The following is a 23061-nucleotide window of genomic DNA, read 5'->3' as shown; positions in this document are numbered from 1 at the left end:
GCCTATGGAAGAGAGATCTGTGTTTGTGAATTCTTCTGGTCGTCCTCCACCCGAACATGAAGAACAACAGAGACTCGCCCGTCGCCGCAGGATGGAGACGCAACAGAAGCAGCAGGAAGGAAAACCAAGCCTGTTCCAGCGTGCGGCGGCGCGCCTCTTCGCAACGCGCGAGCGGCCTGAGCCAACACCAACCGCTGCGGCTGTAGAGTTCGACACCGTACACCGTGACCCGGCGTGGCCACAAACCGCACGCGGCGAACGCCCGGCCACTTCACGCTTCGAAGGTCCTCCCGCTTCGCCGGACAGAGGTCCTGGAGCACTTCCGTTCCAGGGACCACCCGCGACGACGGGCGTTCAAGGCCCGCCTGCGGCGGCAGCAGGAGCCGGCGCCATGCACTACCAGACCGTGCTGCAAGGGCCGCCTTCAGTCTCACCCCAACGCAAGGGGCCCAACCCGGGAGCGGGCCCGCAGCCCTGAATCAAGCGGCCACTTTGGCGTAGTGGCCGATCAGCGCCAGCAACTCGTCTTCCGAGTAGGGCTTGCCCAGGTAGTGGTCCACGCCGAGTTCGCGCGCGTGCTCCCGGTGCTTCTCGGCAATGCGTGAGGTGATCATGATCACCGGCAGGTCGGACAGGCGCACGTCGCTGCGGATGTTGCGCACCAGGTCGAAACCGTCCATGCGCGGCATTTCAATGTCCGACAGCACCACGGTGGGCCGCTCCATCTGGAGCTTCTCAAGCGCCTGCAGGCCGTCTGCCGCAAGCGTGACACGGTAGCCCTCGCGCTGCAGCAGACGCTGCGTGACGCGGCGCACGGTGATGGAATCGTCCACCACCAGCACCAGCGGCACGGCGTTGACCTCCATCTCGGCGGTTGCCGTGGCGTCGGACGACACCAGCGCACCACTGCGCTGGTGGCTCGCCACCCAGGCCGGCACCTGGCTGCCATACACCGTGGCCAGGGCCACCGGGTTGTAGATCAGCGCCACCGCACCCGATGCCAGCACCGACATGCCCGCCAGGCCCGGCAGCCGCGAGAGTTGCGTGCCCAGGTTCTTGACCACGACTTCCTGGTTGCCCAGCACTTCGTCCACGTGCATGGCCACGCGCTGCGCCGCGCTTCGAAAGATCACCACCGGATGTGTGCGGCCGTGCACTTCCTGCGAATGGGCAGACGACTGCAGCAGCGCGCCCGTCCAGTAGAACGGCACGTCTTCACCGGCCACGTTCAGCGCGCCGCTGGCGTAGGCCTTGTTCAGGTCGTCGGTGCTGAGGCGGCGCACCACCTCCACCAAGTTGGACGGCACGCCCAGCGTGAGGGCGCCCGCCCGCAGCATCACCACCTGCGTGACGGCGGTGGTGAGCGGCAGCACCAGCTTGAAGCTGCTGCCCTGCCCGCGTTGCGTGGCGGTCTCGATGCGGCCACCGAGCGCCACCACGTCGCTGCGCACCACGTCCATGCCGATGCCGCGGCCGGCGAGTTCGGACACCTCGCGCGCTGTGCTCAAGCCGGGTTCGAACACCAGTTGCGCGGCCTCTTCGTCGCTGAGCTGGCTGCCGGCCGGCACCAGGCCCTGTGTCTCGGCCTTTTCGCGCAGGCGCGCCAGGTCCAGGCCACCGCCGTCGTCGGTGAACACCACCGACACGTCGTTGAGTTCCTGGGCCAGCCGGATCTCGATCTGGCCTTCGGCCGGCTTGCCCGCCGTCTGCCGCGCTTCGGGCAGTTCGATGCCATGCACCACGCTGTTGCGAAGCAGGTGTTCGAACGCGCCGGTCATGCGGTCGAGCACGCCGCGGTCCATTTCGATGTTGCCGCCGGTGATGTCCAGTCGCACCTGCTTGCCGGTTTCCTTGGAAGCCTGCCGCACCACGCGGTACAGGCGCTCGGAAATGCCTTCGAATTCCACCATGCGCGTGCGCAGCAGGTCGCGCTGCAGTTCGCGCGTCTGGCGCGCCTGGGCCACCAGGCTGTCTTCGGTGGATTCCACCGCGCGCTGCAGGTTGCGCTGCACGGTCGCCACGTCGTTGACGGACTCGGCCATCATGCGGGTGAGTTCCTGCACACGCGTGAAGCGGTCGAATTCGAGCGGATCGAACGACTGGTCGGCGTCGCGCGCCTGGGCCAGGCGGGACTGCATCTGCGTCTCGGCCTGCAGTTCGATGTCGCGCAACTGCCCGCGCAGGCGGTCCAGGTTGCCGGTGAGGTCCTTGAGCGAGCCGCGCAGGGTGACCAGTTCGGCTTCCATGCGCGAGCGCGTGATCATCACCTCGCCGGTCTGGTTGACCAGGCGGTCCAGCAGTTCGGGTCGCACGCGCACGGCGGCACCTGCGCGCGCCTGCACCGGAACCGGCGCTTGTGGCAGCGTGAGCCCGGCCAGGCCTGCCGGTGCTGCTGCGGTATCGACCTGCACCAGCGCTTCGCCCACAGGCGCCACGTCCGGCGCGGAGATCGGCTCGACCACCGCCGGGGTGACGCTCGCCACCTGCTCGGGCGCGGTCTGCACCACGTCCTGCGCCTGGGGGTCGGTGTTGCGCAGCAGGTCAAAGCGCGCGCTGATGGCGTCAAAGGCGGTCTGCAGTGGCTCGAGATCGCTGCTGCGCTGCACGTCGGAGCCCAGGCGTTCGGCCGTGGTTTCCATGCGGTGCGCCATTTCACCCAGGCGCAGCGCGCCGGCCAGGCGGGCACTGCCCTTGAGCGTGTGCAGGTTGCGCAGCACCTCGGCGCGCGCGCTGGCGTTGTCGGGCCGCGAAACCCACTGGCGCAGGGCGCCAGCGAGCTGGGGCAGCAGTTCCATCGCCTCTTCGGCAAAGATCGGGAACAGGTCGACGTCGATGGTGTCGAGCACATCGATGTCGTCGTCGATATCCTGCACGGGGCCTTGTGGCCGGCTGAGGTCGGCGTGCGGCGCCGTGAAGCCGGTCGTGAGGTCGCCCAGGCTGCTGACTTCGAACCCGGTGAGCTCCAGCACCGGTGAGACCGGCTCGGCCATCGGTGTCTCGAGCGGCGCCTGCACCGCCGCATCCGCCTCGGGCTGGACCTGTTGTTCGGGCTCGGGATCGTGCACCACCCGGTACAGCGCGGCCAGCAGGTCAGCGCTGGGTTCCTTGAGGAAACCGGCGGCGAACTGGTGCAGCAGGCGGCGGATGTCGTCGGCGGACTGCTCGAAGAGTTGCGCCTGCTCCGCGGTGGCAGCCCGACCGGCTTGCTGGTGCATGGCCACAGATTCCAGGGCGTGCTCGAGCGCGCGGGCAATCCGGGAAAGCGAATCGAACCCGACGGTGGACGAGCTGCCGGCCAGCGAATGGGCCAGTGCCTCCGCCTGTTCGGGCACGGGCTCGTGACGCTCCAGCGCCCATTCGGCCAGCACGGTGCTCAGGCGGCGCGACCACTCGTCGGCCTCGTTGAGGTAGACGTTGTAGAGCTTGTGGCCAATGCGCAGCGAACCGATGACGCGCGTCTGGTCGTCCGGCATGGCCTCGACCTCTGCCATGGGCGCGGGCGATTCGACCGGCACGTCGGCCACCGGCTCGGGCATCGGCTCGGGCACTGGCTCCGGCGCAGTCTCGTCCGCCGGCTCGGCCCAGGCGGAGACCGGTTCGGCTTCAGCATCCGCCTGGGGCGTCGGCTCGGAAGGCGTGCTGCTCGGCATCGCGGCCAGGCTGTCGAAATCGATGTCGGCCAGCATCGAAGGGGTCGCTTCGCCGGCGGCGGGTGCGGGCTCTTCGACGAGGGACTGGATGTTGGTGGGTTCGAACTCGACCGCCAGCGACTCGTCCAGTGACGCATCGTGTTCGGGCTCGGGCTCGGATACGGGCTCTGGAGCAGGCTCCTCCACGGGGGCCGGCACGGCCAGCGCGTCCAGATCGAAACTGAAGTCGGGCTCTGCGGTGGCTTCTTCGGCGACCTCGACCAGTTCGGGCACGCTCATGGGCACCGCGTCGGTGCGGCTCGCGGCCGGGACCGCCAGCGGCAGGTACTGGCCGTGTTCCCGCAAGGCCTCGGCGCTGGCGCGGAAAGGCTGCGAACGCCAGGCGTCGGCCTGGCGCGCGGAGATGTCGTTCACCCAGCGCCCGAACTGGGTCATCGATTCGCCGGCCAGGGTAAGCAGCGGCGGGCCGGCGGGTCGCTGTTCGGCCAGAACGGTGTTGAGCAGTTGCTCCATCGCCCAGGCGGCCTCGCCGAACTCGTCGAGCCCGACCATGCGTGAACTGCCTTTGAGCGTGTGGAAGGCGCGCCGCAGCGTGGTGAGGTGTTCCAGGTCGCCGGGTTGCACCTGCAGGTGCGACACCGCCTCCAGGCCATTGCCCACCACTTCCCGGGCTTCTTCCAGGAAGATGTCGAGCAGGTCGTCTTCGTCGTTGTCCTCGGCGGCGGTGGCTTCAGGCTCCAGCGGTGCCAGGTGGGAGCTTTCCGACAAGCCCACGAGTGCCTGCGCGCCGGCAGCGGCGTTGTCATTGACCACCGCTTCAGCGGCTTCGCGCGCGGCCCGCGCCACGCCGGATTGTTCGGCCAGCGAAGCCTGGTCGGCCAGCGAATCAAGCTGCTGCGTGAGGTCCACGAGGCTGGCGCCGCCGTGCACGCTGTCCACCACGCGCTGCACGCCGTCGCTGATGGCGCGGGCGTCGGCCTGTGCCGGCTGGTGCATGGTCTGTGCGTTCACCGTGCGGCCCATCAGCGGCAGCAGTTCGCCCTTCTCATCGTCGAACACGAACAGCTTCTTGGCCAGCGCGGGCTGGTAGTTCAGCATGTCGACCAGGAAACTCAGGGCGCTGAGGTTGTTGCCCAGCTGCTGGAAGGTGCCGGCTTCGCGGGCCATGGCCTCGTCCACTTCGGTGTCGAGGATCTGGTCGACCGTGGTGCGCATGCGTGCCACGGTGTGCACCGCCTGTTCCAGCCCCAGCACGGAAAGGACGCCGCGCATCTGGCCCAGCTGGGACACCGCCACGTGCAGGCCCGCCTTCTCCTGCGGAGTGCGGAAGAACTGGTCGAGCGATTTTTCCACCTCGCCCAGCGACACCTTGAGTTCGCCCACCACGCTGCCCATGGTCTGGCGGTCGCTCACGCGGCGGTAGAGCTGCTCCATCCAGCCGTCCAGCGGCTGCGCGGGCTCGCCAGCGAGCACGCCTTCGAGGCGCTCGGCCAGGGCCTGCGTGCGCTCGGTGAGCTCGGGCGCGCTGGGGTCGAAGTCCTCGAACGCGGCTTCCAGGTACAGCGTGGTGGTGGCCACTTCCATGGCCAGCTCGGGTCGAACGCCACCGGGCTCGTGCACGGCCGCGTCGGCGGCCTTCACCAGCGCCTGCGCCAGCACGGTGCTGGCCGGGTGCAGCTTGAGCAGCGAATCGCCGATCAGGCCGAACTGGTCGGCCACCTGGCGTGCGCGGCTCTGGTCGCCACCCGAATACAGGGACCACACTTCCTTGGCGGTGTGGATGCGCTTGCGCGCCTGCGCCAGCACGGCGGGGTCGAAGCGGCCCAGCGTGGCCTGGTGGTAATCCACCGGCGTGACACCGCCCAGGCCGAAGGCTTCACGCACCGCCGCCAGGTGAGGCGTGGTGGCGGCCGTCACGCCGCTGGGCTGCGCACAGAAGAACAGCAGGTCGTGCAGCAGCGTCTCGGAAATCTGGTTCTTGCCCTGCGCGATGCTGGCGAACTGCAGCAGGATGCGCGAGGCCGCGCGCTTGACATACACGTCGGCCGGCAGCAGGCGCTGCGCGACGGATTCGAAATGGGCGGCGCACACGCGCCAGAAGGTGCGCACGCGCGCGTCGTCGGCGCCGGCGCACAGTCCAGCGCAGAGCTTGGCCAGTTGCTGCGCGGCCGCCGGGCTCTGCGTCTTCACCACCAGCAGCACCAGGCGGTCGAACAAGGACCGCATGGCCGGGTTGACCTGCAGGGGTGCCACGCCATCGGGCGCACCGACCTCCACTCCCCGGTGCTCGAAAGGCCACAGGTCGGCCGGGTGCACGCGCTCAGCGGCCGCGAGTTCCTGCACCTCCCGGTACTGGGCGAACAGCGCCACCGGCTGCACGGGTTTGTTGTTCAGTACCGCTTCCAGGTACTCGACCAGCGCGAAGCTGGCGCGCTCGACCTTGGCGGCGGCTTCCTCGGTGCAGGTGTTCGGACGCTGCACGAAACGCTGCACCGCGGCCTCCATGGCCCGCAGCACCTGCGCGGGCGCGCCCAGCCCCACCATCTCCAGCGCACCCACGGCCTGGTGCAGTTGCTGGCGAGCGACGCGCAGCGAACCGGGGTCTACCGCCTCAAGGTCGTTCTGGCGCGACTGCTCGGTCTCGCGCACGAAGCGCTTGATGGCCTTGTTGGCGCCGTCGAGCGACTTGCGCAGTTCATCGAAAACCCACGCCAGCGGACCCAGGTCGGCGACCGTGTCCATCGGCTGGCTGTCGGTGTCGGTGGCGGTGTCGAACATGGTGATCCAGGAAAAAAGCGGGCCTTGGGAGCGGGCTGGAGTCAGGCAATCTTGAATCGGGCCACCGACTGGCGCAGTTCCTCGGCCATGGCCGAGAGTTCACGCACCTGCTGGGCCGTGGATCGCGTGCCTTCGCCGGTCTGTTCGGTCACGGCGAAGATGTGCTGGATGTTGCCGGCCACTTCGTTGGCCGAATCGGCTTCGCGGGACGTGGCGTTGGAGATCTGTTCAATGAGGTCAGCGAGGCGGCGCGACACGCGGTCGATCTCGGACAGCGCGGTACCTGCGTTGTCCGACAGCTTGGCCCCTTCCACCACACCCTGCGTGGAGCGCTCCATGGCGGCCACCGCATCCTGCGTGTCGGTCTGAATGGCTTTCACCAGTGCCGAGATCTGACGCGTGGCATCGGCGGAGCGTTCAGCCAGACGCTGAACCTCTTCCGCCACCACCGAGAAGCCGCGGCCGGCTTCACCGGCAGACGCGGCCTGGATGGCGGCGTTCAGGGCCAGCACGTTCGTCTGTTCGGTAATGTCGGAAATCAGTTCGGTGATTTCACCGATCTCCTGCGAGGACTCGCCCAGGCGCTTGATGCGCTTGGAGGTTTCCTGAATCTGGTCGCGGATGGCGTTCATACCGCCGATGGCGTCCTGCACGGCCTGCAGGCCCGATTCGGCGGCCTGCAGCGACGCACGCGCCACCGTGGCAGATTCCTGGGCCTGGCCAGACACCTGGTTGATGCGCTGCGCCATGTCCAGCACCGACTGGCCGGTCTCGCGAATCTCGCGCAGCTGTTCGGTGGAAGCCGCCAGCAGCTCGGTGGAGGTGCTCTCCACCGCCGACGTGGTCTGCGCCACTCGCGTGGCCGTGGCCTGCACGTTGCCCACCAGCGATCGCAGTTCTTCCACCGTGTAGTTCACCGAGTCGGCGATGGCGCCGGTGATGTCCTCGGTCACGGTGGCTTCCTGGGTCAGGTCGCCTTCGGCCACCGTCTGCAGTTCGTTCATCAGCCGCAGAATGGCCGCTTGGTTGGCGTCGTTGACGCGCTTGGCGTCCTGCTCCTGCGACTCGGCCGCCAGGCGCATCGATTCCGCGCTCATCTGCCGCTTGCGGCTGTCCTGCAGCTGCACGACGGCAAAACCGATGGCGCACAACACCGCAAACGCGGCCGACAGCGCCAGCGCAATCAGCTCGCCACCACCCAGACCGGAGCGCAGGGAGAGGTCGCCCTGCAGCTTCTGCAGGCCCAGGCGCAGTGGCTCGCTGTCGCCGATGATGCTGGCCTGCGCTTCGCGCGCAGACACCAGACCCTGCAGGTTGCCCAGAATGGCGCCCGCTTCCACGCGCGTTTCCTCATACAGCTTGAGGAGGGCTTCAAGGCGTTCGCGAATCTGCGGATCGGACGCGGCGCGCAGGCGCAGTTCGTCGCTGCCCCGCAGCAGGCCTTCGGTGATTTCCTTGAAGGTGTTCAGGTCCTTGCCCAGCAGGAACACGGCCTCGGGGCTCACGCCTTCCATCGTCAGGAATTCGTTGGCCGACTTGCCGATGCGCTGGGTCAGCATCACAAGCTGGCCGGAGGCAGAGATCTCGGCCGCTGGCGCGTTCTGCTGCAGCTTGAGCGAGGACACGGTTTCCGCAATCTCAAGCAAGTCGGAAGACTGGCGGTTGATGGTGCGCAGGGCGGTACCCACCTGCGTCAGGATGTTCTGCTGCGCCAGCACCGCCGACGCATTGCGCTCGGCCTGGTCGACCTTGGGCAGCAGTTCATCGAGTTCGCCCGCGTACTCGGGGCTCAAGGCATCGAGATCGAGCTCGGTGTCGCCCTGCTTGAGACCGCGCACGGTGCGCGCCATCACGTCCGAGCTGTCGCGCACTTCGGGAAACGCGGATGCGCTGCCGATCATGGCCTGCGACACGCTCTTGGCCAGACGCTGCGACTGCATCAGGGCCTGACCGCTCGCGGCCACCTGCTTACCGACCTTGTCCGTCTGGCTCAGGGCAAACAGCGTCACCGAACCCAGCACCACGAGCGCAAAGGTGAACAACACAGCCAGCGATCGCTGGTGTTGTTCTGCGGTGCGGCGACCCAGCAGCGGCAGCGAGACCAGGCCCGCCTGGTTGGCCAGGTCTTCCTCATCGTCCACCATCGGCGTGCCGGCGAGCGCATCGCTGGCGGGGTCGGGTGCCAGACGCGCCGCAGCCAGCTCGGCCACTTCCTGATCGGTGGCCTGGTACAGATCGGGTTCGTCACCGGCTTTCTTCTTGAAGAGTCCCTGGAATCGATCAAGCATGGCCATGTAAACACCTTCCAACAGATAACGAAACGAAAAATACCCAGGCGAGCCGGGCGGACCGACCCTCAGGCCGCGATCGCCAGAAACTCGGGTTCGGTCACCAGCGCCTGCAGATCGATCTCCTGCCAGGATTGGCCCTGGAGGTCCACCAGCGAGCGCGTGAAATAGCCGGGCGAATTCGCGGGTGCGTCGCCAACGGCACTGAACATGGAGGGGTTTCGCAAGCCCAGCAGGCGATCGATCCAGATCACCGCGTTGAAGCCGAGCGCAGCGTGAAGACTGACCAGGCGGGACTCGGAGGTCACGCGTTCGACCTGGCCCGGACCCGCGACGGGCGCCTCGGCCGACACGGACACCAGGCGAGCCAGGTCGATGACGCCATGGAGTCCGCCGCGCAGGCTGGCCACACCGGCGTACCAGGGCTTGGTGTAGGGCACGCGATGAACCGGTGCCCACGGAAAGATCTCACCGGACTGCACGAGCGGGAGCAGGTAGCGCTTCCCTTCGGCTTCCACCGCCAGCCAGGTGGCTGTGACGGCTTCGGTCTTGGCGACCGTCAAACGCTGGGCCAATCGTTCCTGGAGTTCCTTGAGGGACTGACGTTTGGCCATGCTGTGGGTGAATCAGGTCTGTGCGGCAATCAGCCGAGCGCCCGGATCTTGGACAGCAGCTCTTCCGCGTTGACCGGCTTCGTGACGTAGTCGCGCGCGCCCTGGCGCATGCCCCATACACGGTCGGTTTCCAGGTTCTTGCTAGTGCACATGACGATCGGAATGCTCGAAAACTGTGGGTCCCGCGTGATGGCACGCGTGAGCTGAAATCCATTCAGACCGGGCATCACGACGTCCATCAGGATCAAGTCGGGCTTTTCCTCTCCTAGCCGACGGAAGGCCTCGTCCGCATTCTCAGCGGTGCGCACGGTGTAGCCGTTTTTACCCAGCAGGTCAGAGAGCACCATGAGTTCGGTCTTCGAATCGTCAACCACGAGAATCTTGCGGATGGGCATCACAGTGCTCCGGTTAGGTAACGTTCAGGCTTTGGGCGCCGAATTGCTGCACGGCCTGCAGCAACTGGTCCTTGGTGAAAGGCTTGGTGAGGTAGTCCTGCGAGCCGACCATGCGGCCGCGTGCCTTGTCGAACACGCCGTCCTTGGACGAGAGCATGACCACGGGAATGTTGGCAAATCGCAGGTTGCGCTTGATGATGGCGCAGGTCTGGTAGCCATCGAGCCGCGGCATGAGGATGTCGCAGAACACCAGGTCGGGCTGGTAGTCGTTGATCTTGGCCAGGGCATCGAAGCCATCGTCGGCCAACAGGACTTCGTGTCCACCCTGCTTGAGGAAAATCTCGGCGCTGCGGCGAATGGTGTTGCTGTCGTCAACCACCAGGACTTTCAGGGCAGGTGTAGTGCTCACGGTTCACTGGCTCCAGAGTTTGGGACAGGTGGAATACGGAGGGGTCACATGCATCGACCGCATCCGTCACAAGACCATCAAGCGCGCCGATCGAAGCTCAGATCTGCACCATTTCGAAATCTTCCTTGCGGGCACCGCACTCAGGACAGGTCCAGTTCATCGGTACCTCGGCCCAGGCTGTGCCGGGTGCCACGCCGTGCTCCGGCGCACCGGCTGCCTCGTCGTAAATCCACCCACAAATCAGGCACATCCAAGTCTTGGTTTCGGTCATGGTTATAGGGGGCATTGTTCTAGAATGCAAGCATTGTATCGAGCCATATGTACCGCTCCACGGGCCGTTTCGCCCGGCTGTCGATCCCACTTGGCGCACGGTGTGACGCATTGCCCGGATGGGCGTCGCGCCTCCTGATTCCTTCCCAATATTCATGTCCGATACAACCGACAAAGCTGCCTCTTCCGCGGTCGAGGCACCTGGCGAATCCTCCCTTCCCTGCGTGATGGTCTTCAACGCGAGCGACCCCAGCGGTGCCGGCGGACTCAGCGCCGACATCACCGCCATGTCGAGCGCATCGGCCCACGTGTTGCCGGTCGTCACGGGCGCGTATGTGCGCGACACCAGCGACATCCACGACCACATCGCTTTCGATGAAGAAGCGGTGGCCGACCAGGCCCGATGCGCGCTGGAGGACATGCCGGTGCAGGCCTTCAAGGTCGGATTCGTCGGCAGCCCCGAGAACCTCAGCGCCATTGCCGAGATCACCACCGACTATTCAGAGGTGCCGGTGATCACCTACATGCCCGACCTTTCCTGGTGGGACGAGGTGGCCATCGAAACCTACCTCGATGCCTGCGCCGAACTGCTCTTGCCGCAGACCACGGTGTTGGTGGGCAACCACAGCACGCTGTGCCGATGGCTGCTGCCCGAGTGGGAAGGTGACCGCGCGCCGAGTCCACGTGAAGTCGCCAGGGCTGCTGCCGTGCACGGCGTGCCCTACACGCTGGTGACTGGCTTCAACGCCGCCGACCAATACCTGGAGAGCCATCTCGCCACGCCCGAGACGGTGCTGGCCACGGCACGCTACGAGCGCTTCGAGGCCACGTTCACCGGCGCTGGCGACACGCTCTCTGCGGCCCTGTGCGCGCTCATCGCAGGCGGCACCGACCTGCAGGCCGCGTGTGCCGAGGCACTGACGTACCTCGACCAGTGCCTGGACGCGGGCTTCCAGCCCGGCATGGGACACGCCGTGCCGGACCGCATGTTCTGGGCGCACGACGACGATGCCACCGAAGACGAGGCCGCTTCCGACAGCGCCCTGGACGCCGACGACTTCCCGCTCGACACCACAAGACATTGATCCTCGCATGACCACCACCGACCGCAACCAGCAGCTCTTCGACCGCGCCAAGGCGCTGATTCCCGGTGGCGTCAACTCGCCCGTGCGGGCGTTTCGCGCGGTGGGCGGCACGCCGCGTTTCGTGCAGCGCGCGCAGGGTGCCTACTTCTGGGATGCGAATGGCCAGCGCTACATCGACTACATCGGATCGTGGGGCCCGATGATCCTGGGCCATGGCCACCCGGCGGTGGTGGAAGCGGTGCAGAAGGCGGCCCTCGAGGGGTTCTCCTTCGGCGCACCCACCGAGCGCGAGGTGGAACTGGCCGAGGCGATCATCGAACTGGTGCCCAGCATCGACATGGTGCGGCTGGTCAGCTCGGGCACCGAGGCCGGCATGAGCGCGATCCGCCTGGCGCGCGGCGCGACGGGGCGCAAGAAGATCATCAAGTTCGAGGGTTGCTACCACGGCCACGCAGACGCGCTGCTGGTCAAGGCTGGCTCGGGCCTGGCGACGTTTGGCAACCCCACCAGCGCGGGCGTGCCACCCGAGGTGGTGCAGCACACCCTGGTTCTTGAATACAACAACGTGGCTCAGCTCGAGGCGGCCTTCGCGGAGCACGGCCCCGAGGTGGCCTGCCTGATCATCGAACCCATCGCCGGCAACATGAACTTCGTGCGCGCGTCGGTGCCGTTCATGAAGCGCTGCCGGGAACTGTGCACGCAACACGGCGCGCTGCTGGCCTTTGACGAAGTCATGACCGGTTTCCGCGTGGCCCTGGGCGGCGCGCAGAGCGTGTACGCGAAACTCATCCCCGGCTTCGAGCCCGACATGACCGTGATGGGCAAGGTGATTGGCGGCGGCATGCCGCTGGCGGCCTTTGGCGCGAAACGCGCGGTGATGGAACAGCTCGCGCCCCTGGGCGGGGTGTACCAGGCAGGCACGCTGTCGGGCAACCCGGTGGCCACGGCGTGTGGCCTGGCCACGCTGAAGGAAATCCGCAAGCCCGGTTTCTTCGAAGCACTGTCCGCCACCACGCGCTCACTGGTCGATGGGCTCGAGGGCGCTGCGGCCGCCGAAGGCGTGGCGCTGAGTGGCGACAGCGAGGGTGGCATGTTCGGCTTCTTCCTGTTCGACGAACTGCCGCAGAACTACGCCAGGGTGATGACCACCGACGGCCCCCGCTTCAACACGTTGTTCCACGGCCTGCTGGACCGCGGCGTGTACATCGCACCCGCGCTGTACGAAGCCGGCTTCGTGAGCGCCGCACACACCGCCCAGGACATTGCGGACACCGTGAGCGCCGCACGCGACATCTTCAAGACGCTGTAAGCGAGAAGGGGAGTTTTCGAGAGCTGCCGCGGATCCGGCTTCGCCGGGCCGCAGGCAGCGCCCCCTTGAGGGGGTGACGGCGCGAAGCGCCGGCGCGGGGGTGTTCCAGATTCAGTGCCGGAAATGCCTGACGCCTGAATAGACCATGACGACGCCGCGTTCGTCTGCGGCGTCGATCACTTCCTGATCGCGCATGGATCCACCGGGCTGGATCACGCAGCTCGCCCCCGCGTCGACCACCACGTCGAGCCCGTCACGGAACGGGAAGAAGGCGTCGCTGGCCACCGCCGTGCCTTGCAGCGAGAGGTTGGCGTGGCCAGCCTTGATGCTGGCGATGCGCGCGGAGTCCAGGCGGCTCATCTGGCCCGCCCCGACGCCCATGGTCATGCCGTCCTTGCAGAACACGATGGCGTTCGATTTGACGTACTTGGCCACCTTCCAGGCGAACAGCAGGTCTTCGATCTGCTGTTCGGTGGGCTGCAGCTTCGTCACCACCTTGAGGTCGGCGCGCGCGAGCTCGTGGTTGTCGGCGGACTGGATCAGCAGCCCGGAGCCCACGCGCTTGACGTCGTGCGAATTGCGGCCCTGCTCCCAGGCAGTGGCACCGCCCGGTGGCAGGTCGATCTGCAACACCCGCACGTTGGCCTTTGCCTTGAAGACCTCCAGCGCTTCGGGCGTGTAGCCGGGCGCCATGAGCACTTCCACGAACTGCTTGCTGATGGCCTGGGCACCGGCGCCGTCGAGCACGCGGTTGAGCGCGATGATGCCGCCAAAGGCGCTGGTGGGATCGGTCTGGAAGGCCTTGGCATAGGCCTCGGCCGCGTCCTGACCCACGGCCACGCCGCAGGGGTTGGCGTGCTTGACGATCACGCAGGCCGGTGCGTCGAAGCTCTTGACGCATTCCCAGGCGGCATCGGCGTCGGCGATGTTGTTGTAGCTGAGCTCCTTGCCCTGCAACTGCTTCGCACTCACCAGCGATCCGGGCGCCGGATACAGGTCGCGGTAGAAGGCGGCGCTCTGGTGCGGGTTCTCGCCGTAGCGCAGGTCCTGCAGCTTGACGAAGCGGCCATTGGACTGGCCGGCGAACTCACTGCGCGCGGGCACGGCAGCGGCTTCGTCAAACTGGATGCTGGAGAGGTAGTCGCTGATGGCGGCGTCGTAGTTGCTGATGCGGTTGAACGCAGCGACCGACAGCCCGAAGCGGGTCTGGAGGCTCAGCCCGCCACTGGCCTTGAGTTCGTCGATCACCGCCGGATATTGCGCGGCATCCGTGAGCACCGCCACGTCCTTCCAGTTCTTGGCGGCGCTGCGCACCATGGCAGGGCCGCCGATGTCGATGTTCTCGATGGCGTCGTCCAGCGTGCAGTCGGCCTTGGCCACGGTGGCTTCGAAGGGGTAGAGGTTGACGACCAGCAGATCGATGGCATCGATGCCATGGGTCTTGAGCGAGGCCATGTGCTCGGGCAGGTCGCGGCGCGCCAGGAGCCCGCCGTGCACCTTGGGATGCAGCGTCTTCACGCGGCCATCGAGCATTTCAGGAAAGCCGGTGACTTCGGCCACCTCGGTCACGGGCAGGCCTTCTTGCGCCAGCAGCCTGGCCGTGCCACCGGTGGAAATGAGCGACACGCCCAGCGCGTGCAGGGCCTGGGCAAGTTCGACGACGCCGGTCTTGTCGGAAACGGAAATGAGTGCGCGCATGAATGGAGGGAGAGGAAGTTATGAAAAACGGAACGGTCAGTCGAGAAGCTTGTGTTCGAGCAGCTTCTTGCGCAGCGTGTTGCGGTTCAGGCCGAGCCACTGCGCGGCGCGCGACTGGTTGTTCTGTGCGTGCTCCATCACCACCTCGAGCAGCGGCTTTTCCACCGCCTTGACCAGCATGTCGTGCAGGTTGTCCGGATCGGTGCCGTTGAGATCGCGGAAGAAATCTTCCATGCTGGCACGCACACAGTCGTGCAGTTTGCTGTGTTTCATGCGGCCAGTTTCCAGTTGTCTCTCGGGATGTTGGTGGTGTCGGCGGACCATTCGTCGAGGCTGTCGCTCACGCAACGCAGCTGCGCCTCCACCGTGGCCGTGGCATTGACGCGCGAGCGGAACAGCGCGGCAGCGCCCGGCGGCAGGGGCAGCGACTGCGCGTACCAGCCCAGGTGCTTGCGCGCGCTGCGAACGCCGGTGTATTCGCCGTACAGGTCGTAGTGGTCGTGCAGGTGGGCGAGCAGCCAGCCGCGCACATCGGCCAGCGAAGGCGGCGGCAAGTGCTGACCCGTGGCCAGGAAGTGAGCGATCTCGCGGAAGATCCAGGGACGCCCCTGCGCGGCGCGGCCGATCATGATGGCGTCGGCGCCTGTGCGCTTGAGCACCTCGCGGGCGCGCTCGGGCGAATCGATGTCGCCATTGGCCACCACCGGAATGCGCACACGGCTCTTGATGTGGGCCACGGTGTCGTGCTCGGCCTGGCCCTTGTAGCCCTGTTCGCGGGTACGGCCGTGCACAGTGAGCATCTGCACGCCCGCGGCTTCGGCAGCCAGGGCGAGCGTGGGCGCATTGCGCACGCTTGCGCACCAGCCGGTGCGCATCTTGAGCGTGACCGGCACGCCGTGCGGCGCACTGGCCGCCACCACCGCCTCGACGATTTCGATCGCCAGCGCCTCGTCCTGCATCAACGCCGAGCCGGCCCACTTGTTGCACACCTTCTTGGCCGGGCAACCCATGTTGATGTCGATGATCTGTGCACCGCGGTCGATGTTGTAGCGTGCCGCGTCGGCCATCATCTGCGCGTCGGTGCCGGCGATCTGCACCGCGATCGGCGCGGCCTCGCCTTCGTGGTTGGCGCGCCGGGAGGTCTTGAGGCTGTCCTGCAGATCGGGGCGCGAGGTCACCATCTCGCTCACCGCGTAGCCCGCGCCCAGCCGCTTGCACAGCTTGCGGAACGGCCGGTCCGTCACGCCCGCCATCGGTGCGACAAACAGGGCATTGGGCAGGGTGAAGGCCCCGAGTTGCATGGCGGTGGGAGAATCGGCGTCGAGCGGTTGAACGGCCGCGAGCCCTGCCCAGGCAGGGTGCGAGAGGAAGGCGATTGTATCTGCCTGTTTTTTCAGCAGGCGATATCGCACCGAAGTTTTTTCCATCCACCTGCCCGACCCGATCGCGCCGGTCTTGTTCCGCGCCAACGACGTTTCTCATGCCCGCCTGGATGAATCACCTGATGGAATTGCTGTCGCTCCCGGAATACGGGCTGAGCACGGTGTTCGTGGTGGCCTTCGTCTCGGCCACGCTGCTGCCCCTGGGGTCCGAGCCTGCCGTGTTCGGCCTGATCAAGCTCAACCCCGAGATGTTCTGGCCCGCGATCCTGGTGGCGACCGCCGGCAACACACTGGGCGGTGCGGTGAGCTGGTTCATGGGCTTCTATACCCACAAGGCGGTGGACCGGGCGCGCGGCAGTTCGACCGAGCTGCGCGCCCTGCACTGGCTGGAACGCTTCGGCCCCAAGGCATGCCTCATGAGCTGGCTGCCCGTGGTGGGCGACCCGCTGTGCGCGGTAGCCGGCTGGATGAAGTTTCCCTTCTGGCCCTGCGTGCTCTACATGGCCATCGGCAAGTTCGCCCGCTACCTCACCATGACGGCCGCCCTGTTGTGGTTCTTTCCCGGAACCTACGCACCATGAGCACCGCCTCCCCCGCCATGCCGCGCGCCCTGTGGGCGCTGATGGTGGGCAACTTCGTGATCGGCACCGGTGTGATGGTGGTGCCTGGCACGCTCACCGACATCAGCACCTCACTGAACGTGTCGATCCCTCAGGCGGGCCAGCTCATCACCGCGGCGGCCATCCTCATGGGCCTGGGTGCCCCCGCCTTTGCCAGCCTCGTGGCCGGTTGGGACCGCCGTCGCCTGCTCGCGCTGTCGCTGATCTGGTATGGCCTGCTCACCGGCGCCTGCGCGCTGGCACCGAGCTACGCCACGCTGTTGCCGCTGCGTGTGCTGGCGGTGATCGCGCCGGCCATCTTCACGCCCCAGGCCGCCGCCAGCGTGGGTCTGCTGGTCTCGCCCGAGCAACGCGGACGCGCCATCACCTTTGTGTTTCTGGGATGGTCGGTGGCGTCGGTGATGGGCATGCCGCTGGCGGCCTGGATCGGTGGTGAGTTCGGCTGGCGCTGGGCCTTCGGCCTGGTGGCGCTGATGGCGTTTGCCAGCGGCTGGTGGGTCTGGCGCGAAATGCCCAACGGCATCAAGCCGGCGGCGCTGTCGCGCCAGTCCTGGCAGGCCACGCTGGGATCGGCGCCCCTCATGATGGCGGTGGGCGTGACGCTGCTGGGCGGCTTCGGCCAGTTCGTGCTGTTTTCCTACTTCGCGCCGTACATGGCACAGACGCTGGGCCTCGGAGGTGGCGGCCTGTCGTTGCTGTTCCTGTGGTTCGGCGCGTTCGGCCTGCTGGGCAATGTGCTCATGTCGCGCTGGATCGACCGCATCGGCGCGCCGCAATCCGTGCTGATCGCGCTCGGGGCGATGGCCCTGAGCCTGCTGCTGTGGCCGCTGGGCCAGGCCGGGCTGTGGCAGCAGGCGCTGGTCATGGTGCCTTGGGCGCTGGGCTGCTTCTCGATGAATTCAGCACAGCAGGCCCGGCTGGTGCACATGTCGCCCGCGCTGGCACCGGCCACGGTGGCGCTCAACAGCTCAGGCATCTATGGCGGGCAGGCGCTGGGCGCGGCCCTCGGGGGCGTGATGATCGCGCAGGGCCACATGCTGCGGCTCAACGAGGTCGGCCTGTGGGTGTTGCTGCTGGCGATGGCGCTGAGCGTGTGGGCTGCGCGCCTTCAGAAGCGTTCCTGCGCGGCCAGGTAACGCCACTGGCCGGAGGGCAGGCCGTCCAGGCCGATGCGACCCAGGCGCAGGCGGCGCACGCCGGCCAGCGTCAAGCCCGCGCGCTCGGCCAGGAATTCCACCTGGCCCGGCAGCGTGCCCTTGATGGCCAGGCGAAGGCGTCGCTCGCTCTGCCAGCTCGCGCGCGCCACCGGAAGGCTGGTGCCTTCGAAGAACAGCAGCTTGCCCAGCGACTGCAACACCGCCTCGCGCCGCGCCGCGTCGTCCAGCCCGGCGTCGTCCTTCACCTCCACCAGCCACTCGTGTTCGAGCGGCGACGAGCCGTCGGTGATCTTGCGCTGCACGCCGGGGTTCTGGGTGAAGACCATCAGCCCGCTGGCCTGCGGCTCCAGCGGCGACACCGGGATCAGCCGGTGGCCATGGGCCTTGAGGGGGCGCACGCCGGACCGATCGCCCTTGAAGCGTGTGGCTGGGGCCAGCCAGCGCGCCGCGATGTCGTCGGGCAGAAACGCGTCCGCAGGGAGCGCCACAGCGGCGGGCTTGTGCCAGATCAGCGTGACCGGCACCAGCGGCTCCAGACTGGCCTTGGCGTCGACCGTGACGACCTGCCCGTCGCTCACGCGCGCCATCGGTTCTTCCACCACCGTGCCGTCCACCCTCACCCAGCCGCCCGCGATGTAGAGCTCGGCGTCGCGCCGCGAGCAGGGAAGTTGCGCCGCGAGGCGTTTGGCCAGGCGCTGGGGTTCGGCCATCAGCTGCTGAACAGGAAGTTCATCACGTCGCCGTCCTTGACGACGTAGTCCTTGCCTTCGGCGCGCATCTTGCCCGCGTCCTTCGCACCCTGCTCGCCCTTCAGGGCGATGTAGTCGTCGAAGGCGATCGTCTGGGCGCGGATGTAGCCCTTCTCGAAATCGGTGTGGATCACGCCCGCGGCCTGCGGGCCGGTGTCCCCGACGTGGATGGTCCAGGCCCGCACTTCCTTCACGCCGGCGGTGAAGTAAGTCTGCAGGCCGAGCAGCTGGTAGGCGGCGCGGATGAGGCGGTTCAGGCCGGGTTCGTCCTGGCCCAGTTCCTTCAGGAATTCAAGCCGGTCGGCATCGTCCATCTCGGAAAGCTCGGCCTCGATCTTGGCGCAGATGGCCACCACGGGGGCGTTCTGCTTCTGCGCGAACTCGCGCAGGCGGTCCAGGAAGGGGTTGTTCTCGAAGCCGTCTTCGGCCACGTTGGCCACGAACATGGCGGGCTTGGCGGTGATCAGGAAGAACTGCTTGAGTTGTGCCCGCTCTTCCTTGCTGAAATCGATGGTGCGCACCGGCTGCGTGTCGTTGAGCGCGACCTGGCATTTCTCCAGGATGGCGAGTTGCTTGATGGATTCCTTGTCGCCCGAGCGCGCGGTCTTGCTCACCCGGTGAACGGCCTTTTCCACCGCGGCCAGATCGGCCAGGCACAGCTCGGTCTGGATGACCTCGATGTCGGCGATGGGGTCGACCTTGTTGGCCACGTGAATGACGTTGGGGTCTTCGAAACAGCGCACCACGTTGACGATGGCGTCGGTTTCGCGGATGTGGGCGAGGAACTTGTTGCCCAGGCCTTCACCCGTGCTGGCGCCCGCCACGAGGCCGGCGATGTCCACGAACTCCACGATGGCCGGGACGACGCGCTCGGGTTTGACGATGTCGGCCAGTTGCTGAAGTCGGGGATCGGGGACCTCCACCACGCCCGTGTTGGGCTCGATGGTGCAGAAGGGGTAGTTTTCGGCCGCGATGCCGGCCTTGGTCAGCGCATTGAAAAGGGTGGACTTGCCCACGTTGGGCAGGCCCACGATGCCGCATTGGAGACTCATGGAATACCTCGAAAAACAGCCATGAAGTGTATGCGATGCCCGCTTTTTGCCCGGCCCCCGCCACCCTGCGGCACATGGCGCGAATCTTCAAGACGGCGGCCCCTGTCCCGGCGACAGTGCTGCCATCGCCAACCCTTTTGGAGAACCACCATGGACATCCTCGTGAACCGCCAGCGCTTCCAAGTCCCGACTGAATGGCAGGACGAAACACTGCTCGCCGTGTTGCGCGAACACCTGGGCCTCGTGGGCACCAGGTTCGGCTGCGGCGCCGGCCAGTGCGGCGCCTGCACCGTGCTGCTCGACGGACGCGCCCAGCGCAGTTGCCTGTTCCCTGTCACGGCGGTCGGCCAGCAGGCCGTGGAAACCATCGAAGGCCTGAGCGACGCTGACGGGCGCCTGCACCCTGTGCAGCAAGCCTGGCTGGACGAACGCGTGCCGCAGTGCGGATACTGCCAGGCGGGCCAGATCATGGCCACGGTGGCTTTGCTGCGACAGGACGCCGCACCCAGCCCCACGCGCGTCGATGAAGCGCTTTCAGGAAACTTGTGCCGCTGCGGCACTCAGCAGCGCATTCGCGCAGGAGTGCAGCGCGCCGTGGTGCTGCAGAGGCAGCGGTCATGAAGCGCCGCCAATTTCTTCAAGCCGGTGGCGTGTTGAGCGTGACCATCCTGAGCGGCTGCGCATTGCCGGTGATTCCCAAACGTCCCGTCGCTCAGTACCAGGACGCACTGGGCTGGATTCGCCACCAGAAGGGCCGTTACGAGCTGCTGCTGCCGCGCGTGGAGATGGGCCAGAACATCGGCACCGCGCTCAAGCAGGTGGCGTGTGCGGAGCTGGGTATTGAATGGGGCCAGCTCACCTTGCGACTGCCGCACACCGGCGAGATGGCGCGAGTGCGCGCCACGGTGGGCAGTGAATCGGTGAAAGACTTTGCCGTGCCGCTGGCGCAGGCTTGCGCCACCCTGCGCGACGCCCTGGCCGCAGGCCAGACTGAAGGCGAACGAGAGGCCGAGCCACGCCCCGTGGCCAGCCTGCGCGCCTTCCAGCCGGGTGCCCGCCACGTGGGTCAGGCAGCGCCGCTCGAGCAGGGACACGCCATCGTCACCGGTGCGTCGGTGTTTGTGGCCGACGTGCGCCTGCCCGGCATGCTGTTTGGGCGGGTGATCCGCGCACCGGTGTCGGCCGAACTGAAAACGACCCTGGCCTCGATGAATGAGGCCGCCGCGCGACAGGTGCCGGGCTGGGTGGCAGTGGTGCGCGACGAGCGCCTGCAACAAGGCCTGAGCGAAGGCATCGGCATCGTGGCGCGCACGCCTGGCGCGCTCGACCAAGTGGAGGCCGCGCTTGAAGCACGCTGGCTTTCACAGGGCGGATTCAATCAGGCCGACATCGATCGTGCGGTGGACGTGGACCGCCAACTCGAGAAAGACGGATTCAAGTACAGCGTTCACGATGACACCATCGAGCGCCAGGGCCAGTGGGACGTGGACCTGCGCATCGACATCCCGCTGGCGGCGCACGCGCCGATCCAGCCGCGCGCTGCCGTGGCGGCATTCGACGCCCAAGGCCGGCTGGACCTCTGGGTGGGCTCACAGGACGTTTACTACCAGCGCGACGTGGTCTGCAAACGGCTCGGGCTCGACGAAGACCGCGTGCGGGTGCACGCCACCCGCGTCGGCGGCGCATTTGGCGGCAAGACGATCTGCACCGTCGAGCTCGAGGCCGCGGTGCTGGCGCAGGCGGTGCAACAACCGGTGAAGCTGCAATGGACCCGTGCGCAGGAGTTCCGTCAGGGCTTCCACCGCCCGCCATCCAGCCACCGCATCCGCGTGCGCCTGCGCAACGGCCGAATCGACGACTGGTGGCATGCGTTCGTGAGCAGCCACATTCTTTTCACCAACGCTGGGCTGCCCGCCTGGACGCAGCGCCTCACCGATTTCGTGACCGACGCTGGCGTGGCACGGGGTGCGGCGCTGCCCTATCGATGCAAACGCAAACGCGCCGAGTTCGCGCTGCACCGACTCCCGGTCTTCACGGGCCCCTGGCGCGGGCTCGGTGCAGGACCCAACGGACTGACGATGGAGTCGGCCATTGACGAGTGCGCCCGAAAAGCTGGTGTGGACCCAGTGGCATTTCGCCTGCAACACGCTGAAGACCCAAGGTTGGCCCGCGTGCTTCGGGTGGCGGTGGACCGCGCTGGCGACATGCCTGCCGCGCCGAAGGGCATGCGACTGGGGCGCGGCGTCGCCTGCGGCATTTACAAAGACGTGAGCTACGCCGCCGTGGTAGCCGAGGTCGAGGTCAACGCGGAGGGCTTCACGCGAGTCACTCGCCTGGTTTGCGCCCACGACTGCGGCACTGTCATCAACCCCGACCAGGTGCGCGCGCAGTGCGAGGGCAATCTGGTCTGGGGCCTGGGGATGGCGCTGAGCGACCGCCTGAATGCGGCAGACGCTCGCATCGGTGCAGACAGCTTCGCCGAGGCGCCGATACCATTGCTGCACCAGATTCCGCCCATGGACGTGGTGCTGGTGGTGGAAGGCGGCGCGCCCGGGGGAGCCGGTGAGACCGCGATCGTGTGCACGGCAGCGGCCATCGCCAACGCCGTGCGCGAGGCCACAGGCGTGCGCGTTCAGCGGTTCCCCATCGACCCCAACCTCCTGGTGAAATCCGCCAACACATGAACGACTTCGCCTCCGAAGCCATGTTGCGCCTGGTGCGAACCGGTCTCAAGCGACAAGGGCTGGCAACCGACGGCCCCCCACCGGTGCGCCAGGCCCACGTGCCGCTGGCAGACAAGCGCGCCTGGCTGCATCGCCTGTGGCAGGCCCATGGGCCTGACGTGATCGTGCGACTGGGCGAGGCGGTGCATCGCATGGACGACGAGCCTCTGTTGCTGGCGCTTTCGCTCGCGCGCGACCCGGCCGATCTGCTTCAACGCTGGCAGCGCCTGGAACGCTTCGTGCACTCGCGCCACCGCATGCGCGTGGATCAGCCCGAACCGGGATGGCTGCGCATCCGGCACGTATCGCTTGACCCGCACTTGCCGCCCACACCCGCCGAAGACCTGCTGGTGTTCGGATTTCTTGTGGCGATGTGCGAACGTCTGGAGACACCGGGTGTGCGGGCTCGTCCCGAAGCTCTGACAGGCTGGAGCCGCAGCCAGCGCGCGTGGCGCTCTCACGCTTGGCCGGACGACGTGTCGGCCTGGGAACTGCGCTGGCAGACAGCGTCCGTCAACCCCGTTGCAGACGTCCCACCCGCCGACCCTGATGGCTGGATCGCGCACCTGCAAGCCCGGCTGGCCGCCGACCCGGGGCGGAGCTGGACCGTGCAATCGCTGGCACTTGCTGCAGCGTCCTCACCGCGCACGCTGCAGCGGCGGCTGGCGCTTCGAGACCTGACCTTCACACAATTGCTCTCTGACGCCCGGCTCATCAGCGCGGCTCGTCTTCTGGCGGTGAGCCCCATGCCCACGGCCGAGGTGGGCTACGTGTGCGGCTTTGCCGACCAGGCCCACTTCACGCGACAGTTCAAGCACCACACCGCCATGACGCCGGGCCTGTACCGCAACGCGTTCGCCTTGCGCGCCGGCGTCTGACGTC

Annotated in this window: 18 protein-coding genes; 7 read left to right on the top strand and 11 right to left on the bottom strand. The window is 67.1% G+C overall.

Annotated elements, in window-relative coordinates:
* Positions 1-479: 479 nt before the first annotated feature.
* From ACTIEY_RS13960 to ACTIEY_RS13935, 6 genes are all read right to left on the bottom strand, one after another.
* Entirely contained in the window at positions 480-6428 is a 5949-nt protein-coding gene (locus tag ACTIEY_RS13960) for an Hpt domain-containing protein (protein WP_439519737.1), read from the bottom strand.
* Between the two features lie 41 nt (positions 6429-6469).
* Positions 6470-8722, bottom strand: a complete 2253-nt coding sequence (locus ACTIEY_RS13955; RefSeq protein ID WP_439519736.1) for a methyl-accepting chemotaxis protein — start codon at positions 8720-8722, stop codon at positions 6470-6472.
* A 62-nt stretch (positions 8723-8784) separates the two neighbouring features.
* Positions 8785-9330, bottom strand: coding sequence for a chemotaxis protein CheW (locus ACTIEY_RS13950; RefSeq protein ID WP_439519735.1), 546 nt, complete (start codon positions 9328-9330; stop codon positions 8785-8787).
* Positions 9331-9359: 29 nt separating this feature from the next.
* Positions 9360-9725: a response regulator gene (locus tag ACTIEY_RS13945; RefSeq protein ID WP_439519734.1), complete on the bottom strand. Its 366-nt coding sequence runs from the start codon at positions 9723-9725 to the stop codon at positions 9360-9362.
* A 13-nt stretch (positions 9726-9738) separates the two neighbouring features.
* Complete coding sequence (locus ACTIEY_RS13940) at positions 9739-10134, bottom strand: response regulator (protein ID WP_439519733.1); 396 nt, start codon at positions 10132-10134, stop codon at positions 9739-9741.
* Positions 10135-10231: 97 nt separating this feature from the next.
* Positions 10232-10405 (bottom strand): rubredoxin, encoded by a 174-nt coding sequence (locus ACTIEY_RS13935; RefSeq protein ID WP_439519732.1) that lies wholly within the window; start codon positions 10403-10405, stop codon positions 10232-10234.
* 154 nt (positions 10406-10559) lie between these two features.
* Here ACTIEY_RS13935 and thiD point away from each other — a divergent pair, with 154 nt between their 5' ends.
* Both thiD and hemL read left to right on the top strand, forming a co-directional pair.
* Entirely contained in the window at positions 10560-11489 is a 930-nt protein-coding gene (gene thiD, locus ACTIEY_RS13930; protein WP_439519731.1) for a bifunctional hydroxymethylpyrimidine kinase/phosphomethylpyrimidine kinase, read from the top strand.
* Positions 11490-11496: 7 nt separating this feature from the next.
* A complete protein-coding gene (gene hemL, locus ACTIEY_RS13925; protein WP_439519730.1) occupies positions 11497-12798 on the top strand; it encodes a glutamate-1-semialdehyde 2,1-aminomutase in 1302 nt (433 codons plus the stop codon).
* 111 nt (positions 12799-12909) lie between these two features.
* Here hemL and purH read toward each other — a convergent pair whose 3' ends face one another.
* The 3 genes from purH to dusB are packed head-to-tail and all read right to left on the bottom strand — an operon-like array spanning position 12910 to position 15797.
* On the bottom strand, positions 12910-14496 hold the full coding sequence (gene purH / locus ACTIEY_RS13920; protein WP_439519729.1) for a bifunctional phosphoribosylaminoimidazolecarboxamide formyltransferase/IMP cyclohydrolase: 1587 nt from the start codon (positions 14494-14496) through the stop codon (positions 12910-12912).
* Positions 14497-14532: 36 nt separating this feature from the next.
* Positions 14533-14769, bottom strand: a complete 237-nt coding sequence (locus tag ACTIEY_RS13915; protein ID WP_439519728.1) for a helix-turn-helix domain-containing protein — start codon at positions 14767-14769, stop codon at positions 14533-14535.
* Positions 14766-15797, bottom strand: coding sequence for a tRNA dihydrouridine synthase DusB (gene dusB / locus ACTIEY_RS13910; RefSeq protein ID WP_439519727.1), 1032 nt, complete (start codon positions 15795-15797; stop codon positions 14766-14768). Before dusB ends, ACTIEY_RS13915 begins: the two co-directional genes overlap by 4 nt.
* A gap of 179 nt (positions 15798-15976) precedes the next feature.
* On the opposite strand from dusB, the gene ACTIEY_RS13905 reads away from it, so the two are divergent.
* Positions 15977-16459, top strand: a complete 483-nt coding sequence (locus ACTIEY_RS13905) for a YqaA family protein (protein WP_439519726.1) — start codon at positions 15977-15979, stop codon at positions 16457-16459.
* Positions 16456-17634 carry an MFS transporter gene (locus ACTIEY_RS13900; RefSeq protein ID WP_439519725.1) on the top strand — a complete coding sequence of 393 codons (1179 nt, stop codon included), beginning with the start codon at positions 16456-16458 and terminating at the stop codon, positions 17632-17634. Before ACTIEY_RS13905 ends, ACTIEY_RS13900 begins: the two co-directional genes overlap by 4 nt.
* Here the strand turns inward: ACTIEY_RS13900 and ACTIEY_RS13895 are convergent.
* Together ACTIEY_RS13895 and ychF are read right to left on the bottom strand one after the other, a co-directional pair.
* Positions 17607-18365 carry an RNA pseudouridine synthase gene (locus ACTIEY_RS13895; protein ID WP_439519724.1) on the bottom strand — a complete coding sequence of 253 codons (759 nt, stop codon included), beginning with the start codon at positions 18363-18365 and terminating at the stop codon, positions 17607-17609. The genes ACTIEY_RS13900 and ACTIEY_RS13895 overlap by 28 nt on opposite strands.
* Positions 18365-19456, bottom strand: coding sequence for a redox-regulated ATPase YchF (gene ychF, locus ACTIEY_RS13890; RefSeq protein ID WP_439519723.1), 1092 nt, complete (start codon positions 19454-19456; stop codon positions 18365-18367). The genes ACTIEY_RS13895 and ychF overlap by 1 nt, the downstream gene beginning before the upstream one ends.
* 150 nt (positions 19457-19606) lie before the next feature.
* Between ychF and ACTIEY_RS13885 the strand changes: the two genes are divergently transcribed.
* The 3 genes from ACTIEY_RS13885 to ACTIEY_RS13875 are packed head-to-tail and all read left to right on the top strand — an operon-like array spanning position 19607 to position 23057.
* Complete coding sequence (locus ACTIEY_RS13885) at positions 19607-20077, top strand: (2Fe-2S)-binding protein (RefSeq protein WP_439519722.1); 471 nt, start codon at positions 19607-19609, stop codon at positions 20075-20077.
* A complete protein-coding gene (locus ACTIEY_RS13880) occupies positions 20074-22140 on the top strand; it encodes a xanthine dehydrogenase family protein molybdopterin-binding subunit (RefSeq protein WP_439519721.1) in 2067 nt (688 codons plus the stop codon). The genes ACTIEY_RS13885 and ACTIEY_RS13880 overlap by 4 nt, the downstream gene beginning before the upstream one ends.
* Entirely contained in the window at positions 22137-23057 is a 921-nt protein-coding gene (locus ACTIEY_RS13875) for a helix-turn-helix transcriptional regulator (RefSeq protein ID WP_439519720.1), read from the top strand. Before ACTIEY_RS13880 ends, ACTIEY_RS13875 begins: the two co-directional genes overlap by 4 nt.
* Positions 23058-23061 lie beyond the last annotated feature (4 nt).

The organism is Hydrogenophaga sp. (assembly GCF_051858985.1).
Taxonomy (GTDB): Bacteria; Pseudomonadota; Gammaproteobacteria; order Burkholderiales; family Burkholderiaceae_C; genus Hydrogenophaga.
The sequence above is the reverse complement of the archived record's forward strand: the minus strand, read 5'-3'. Positions and strand labels throughout refer to the sequence as shown.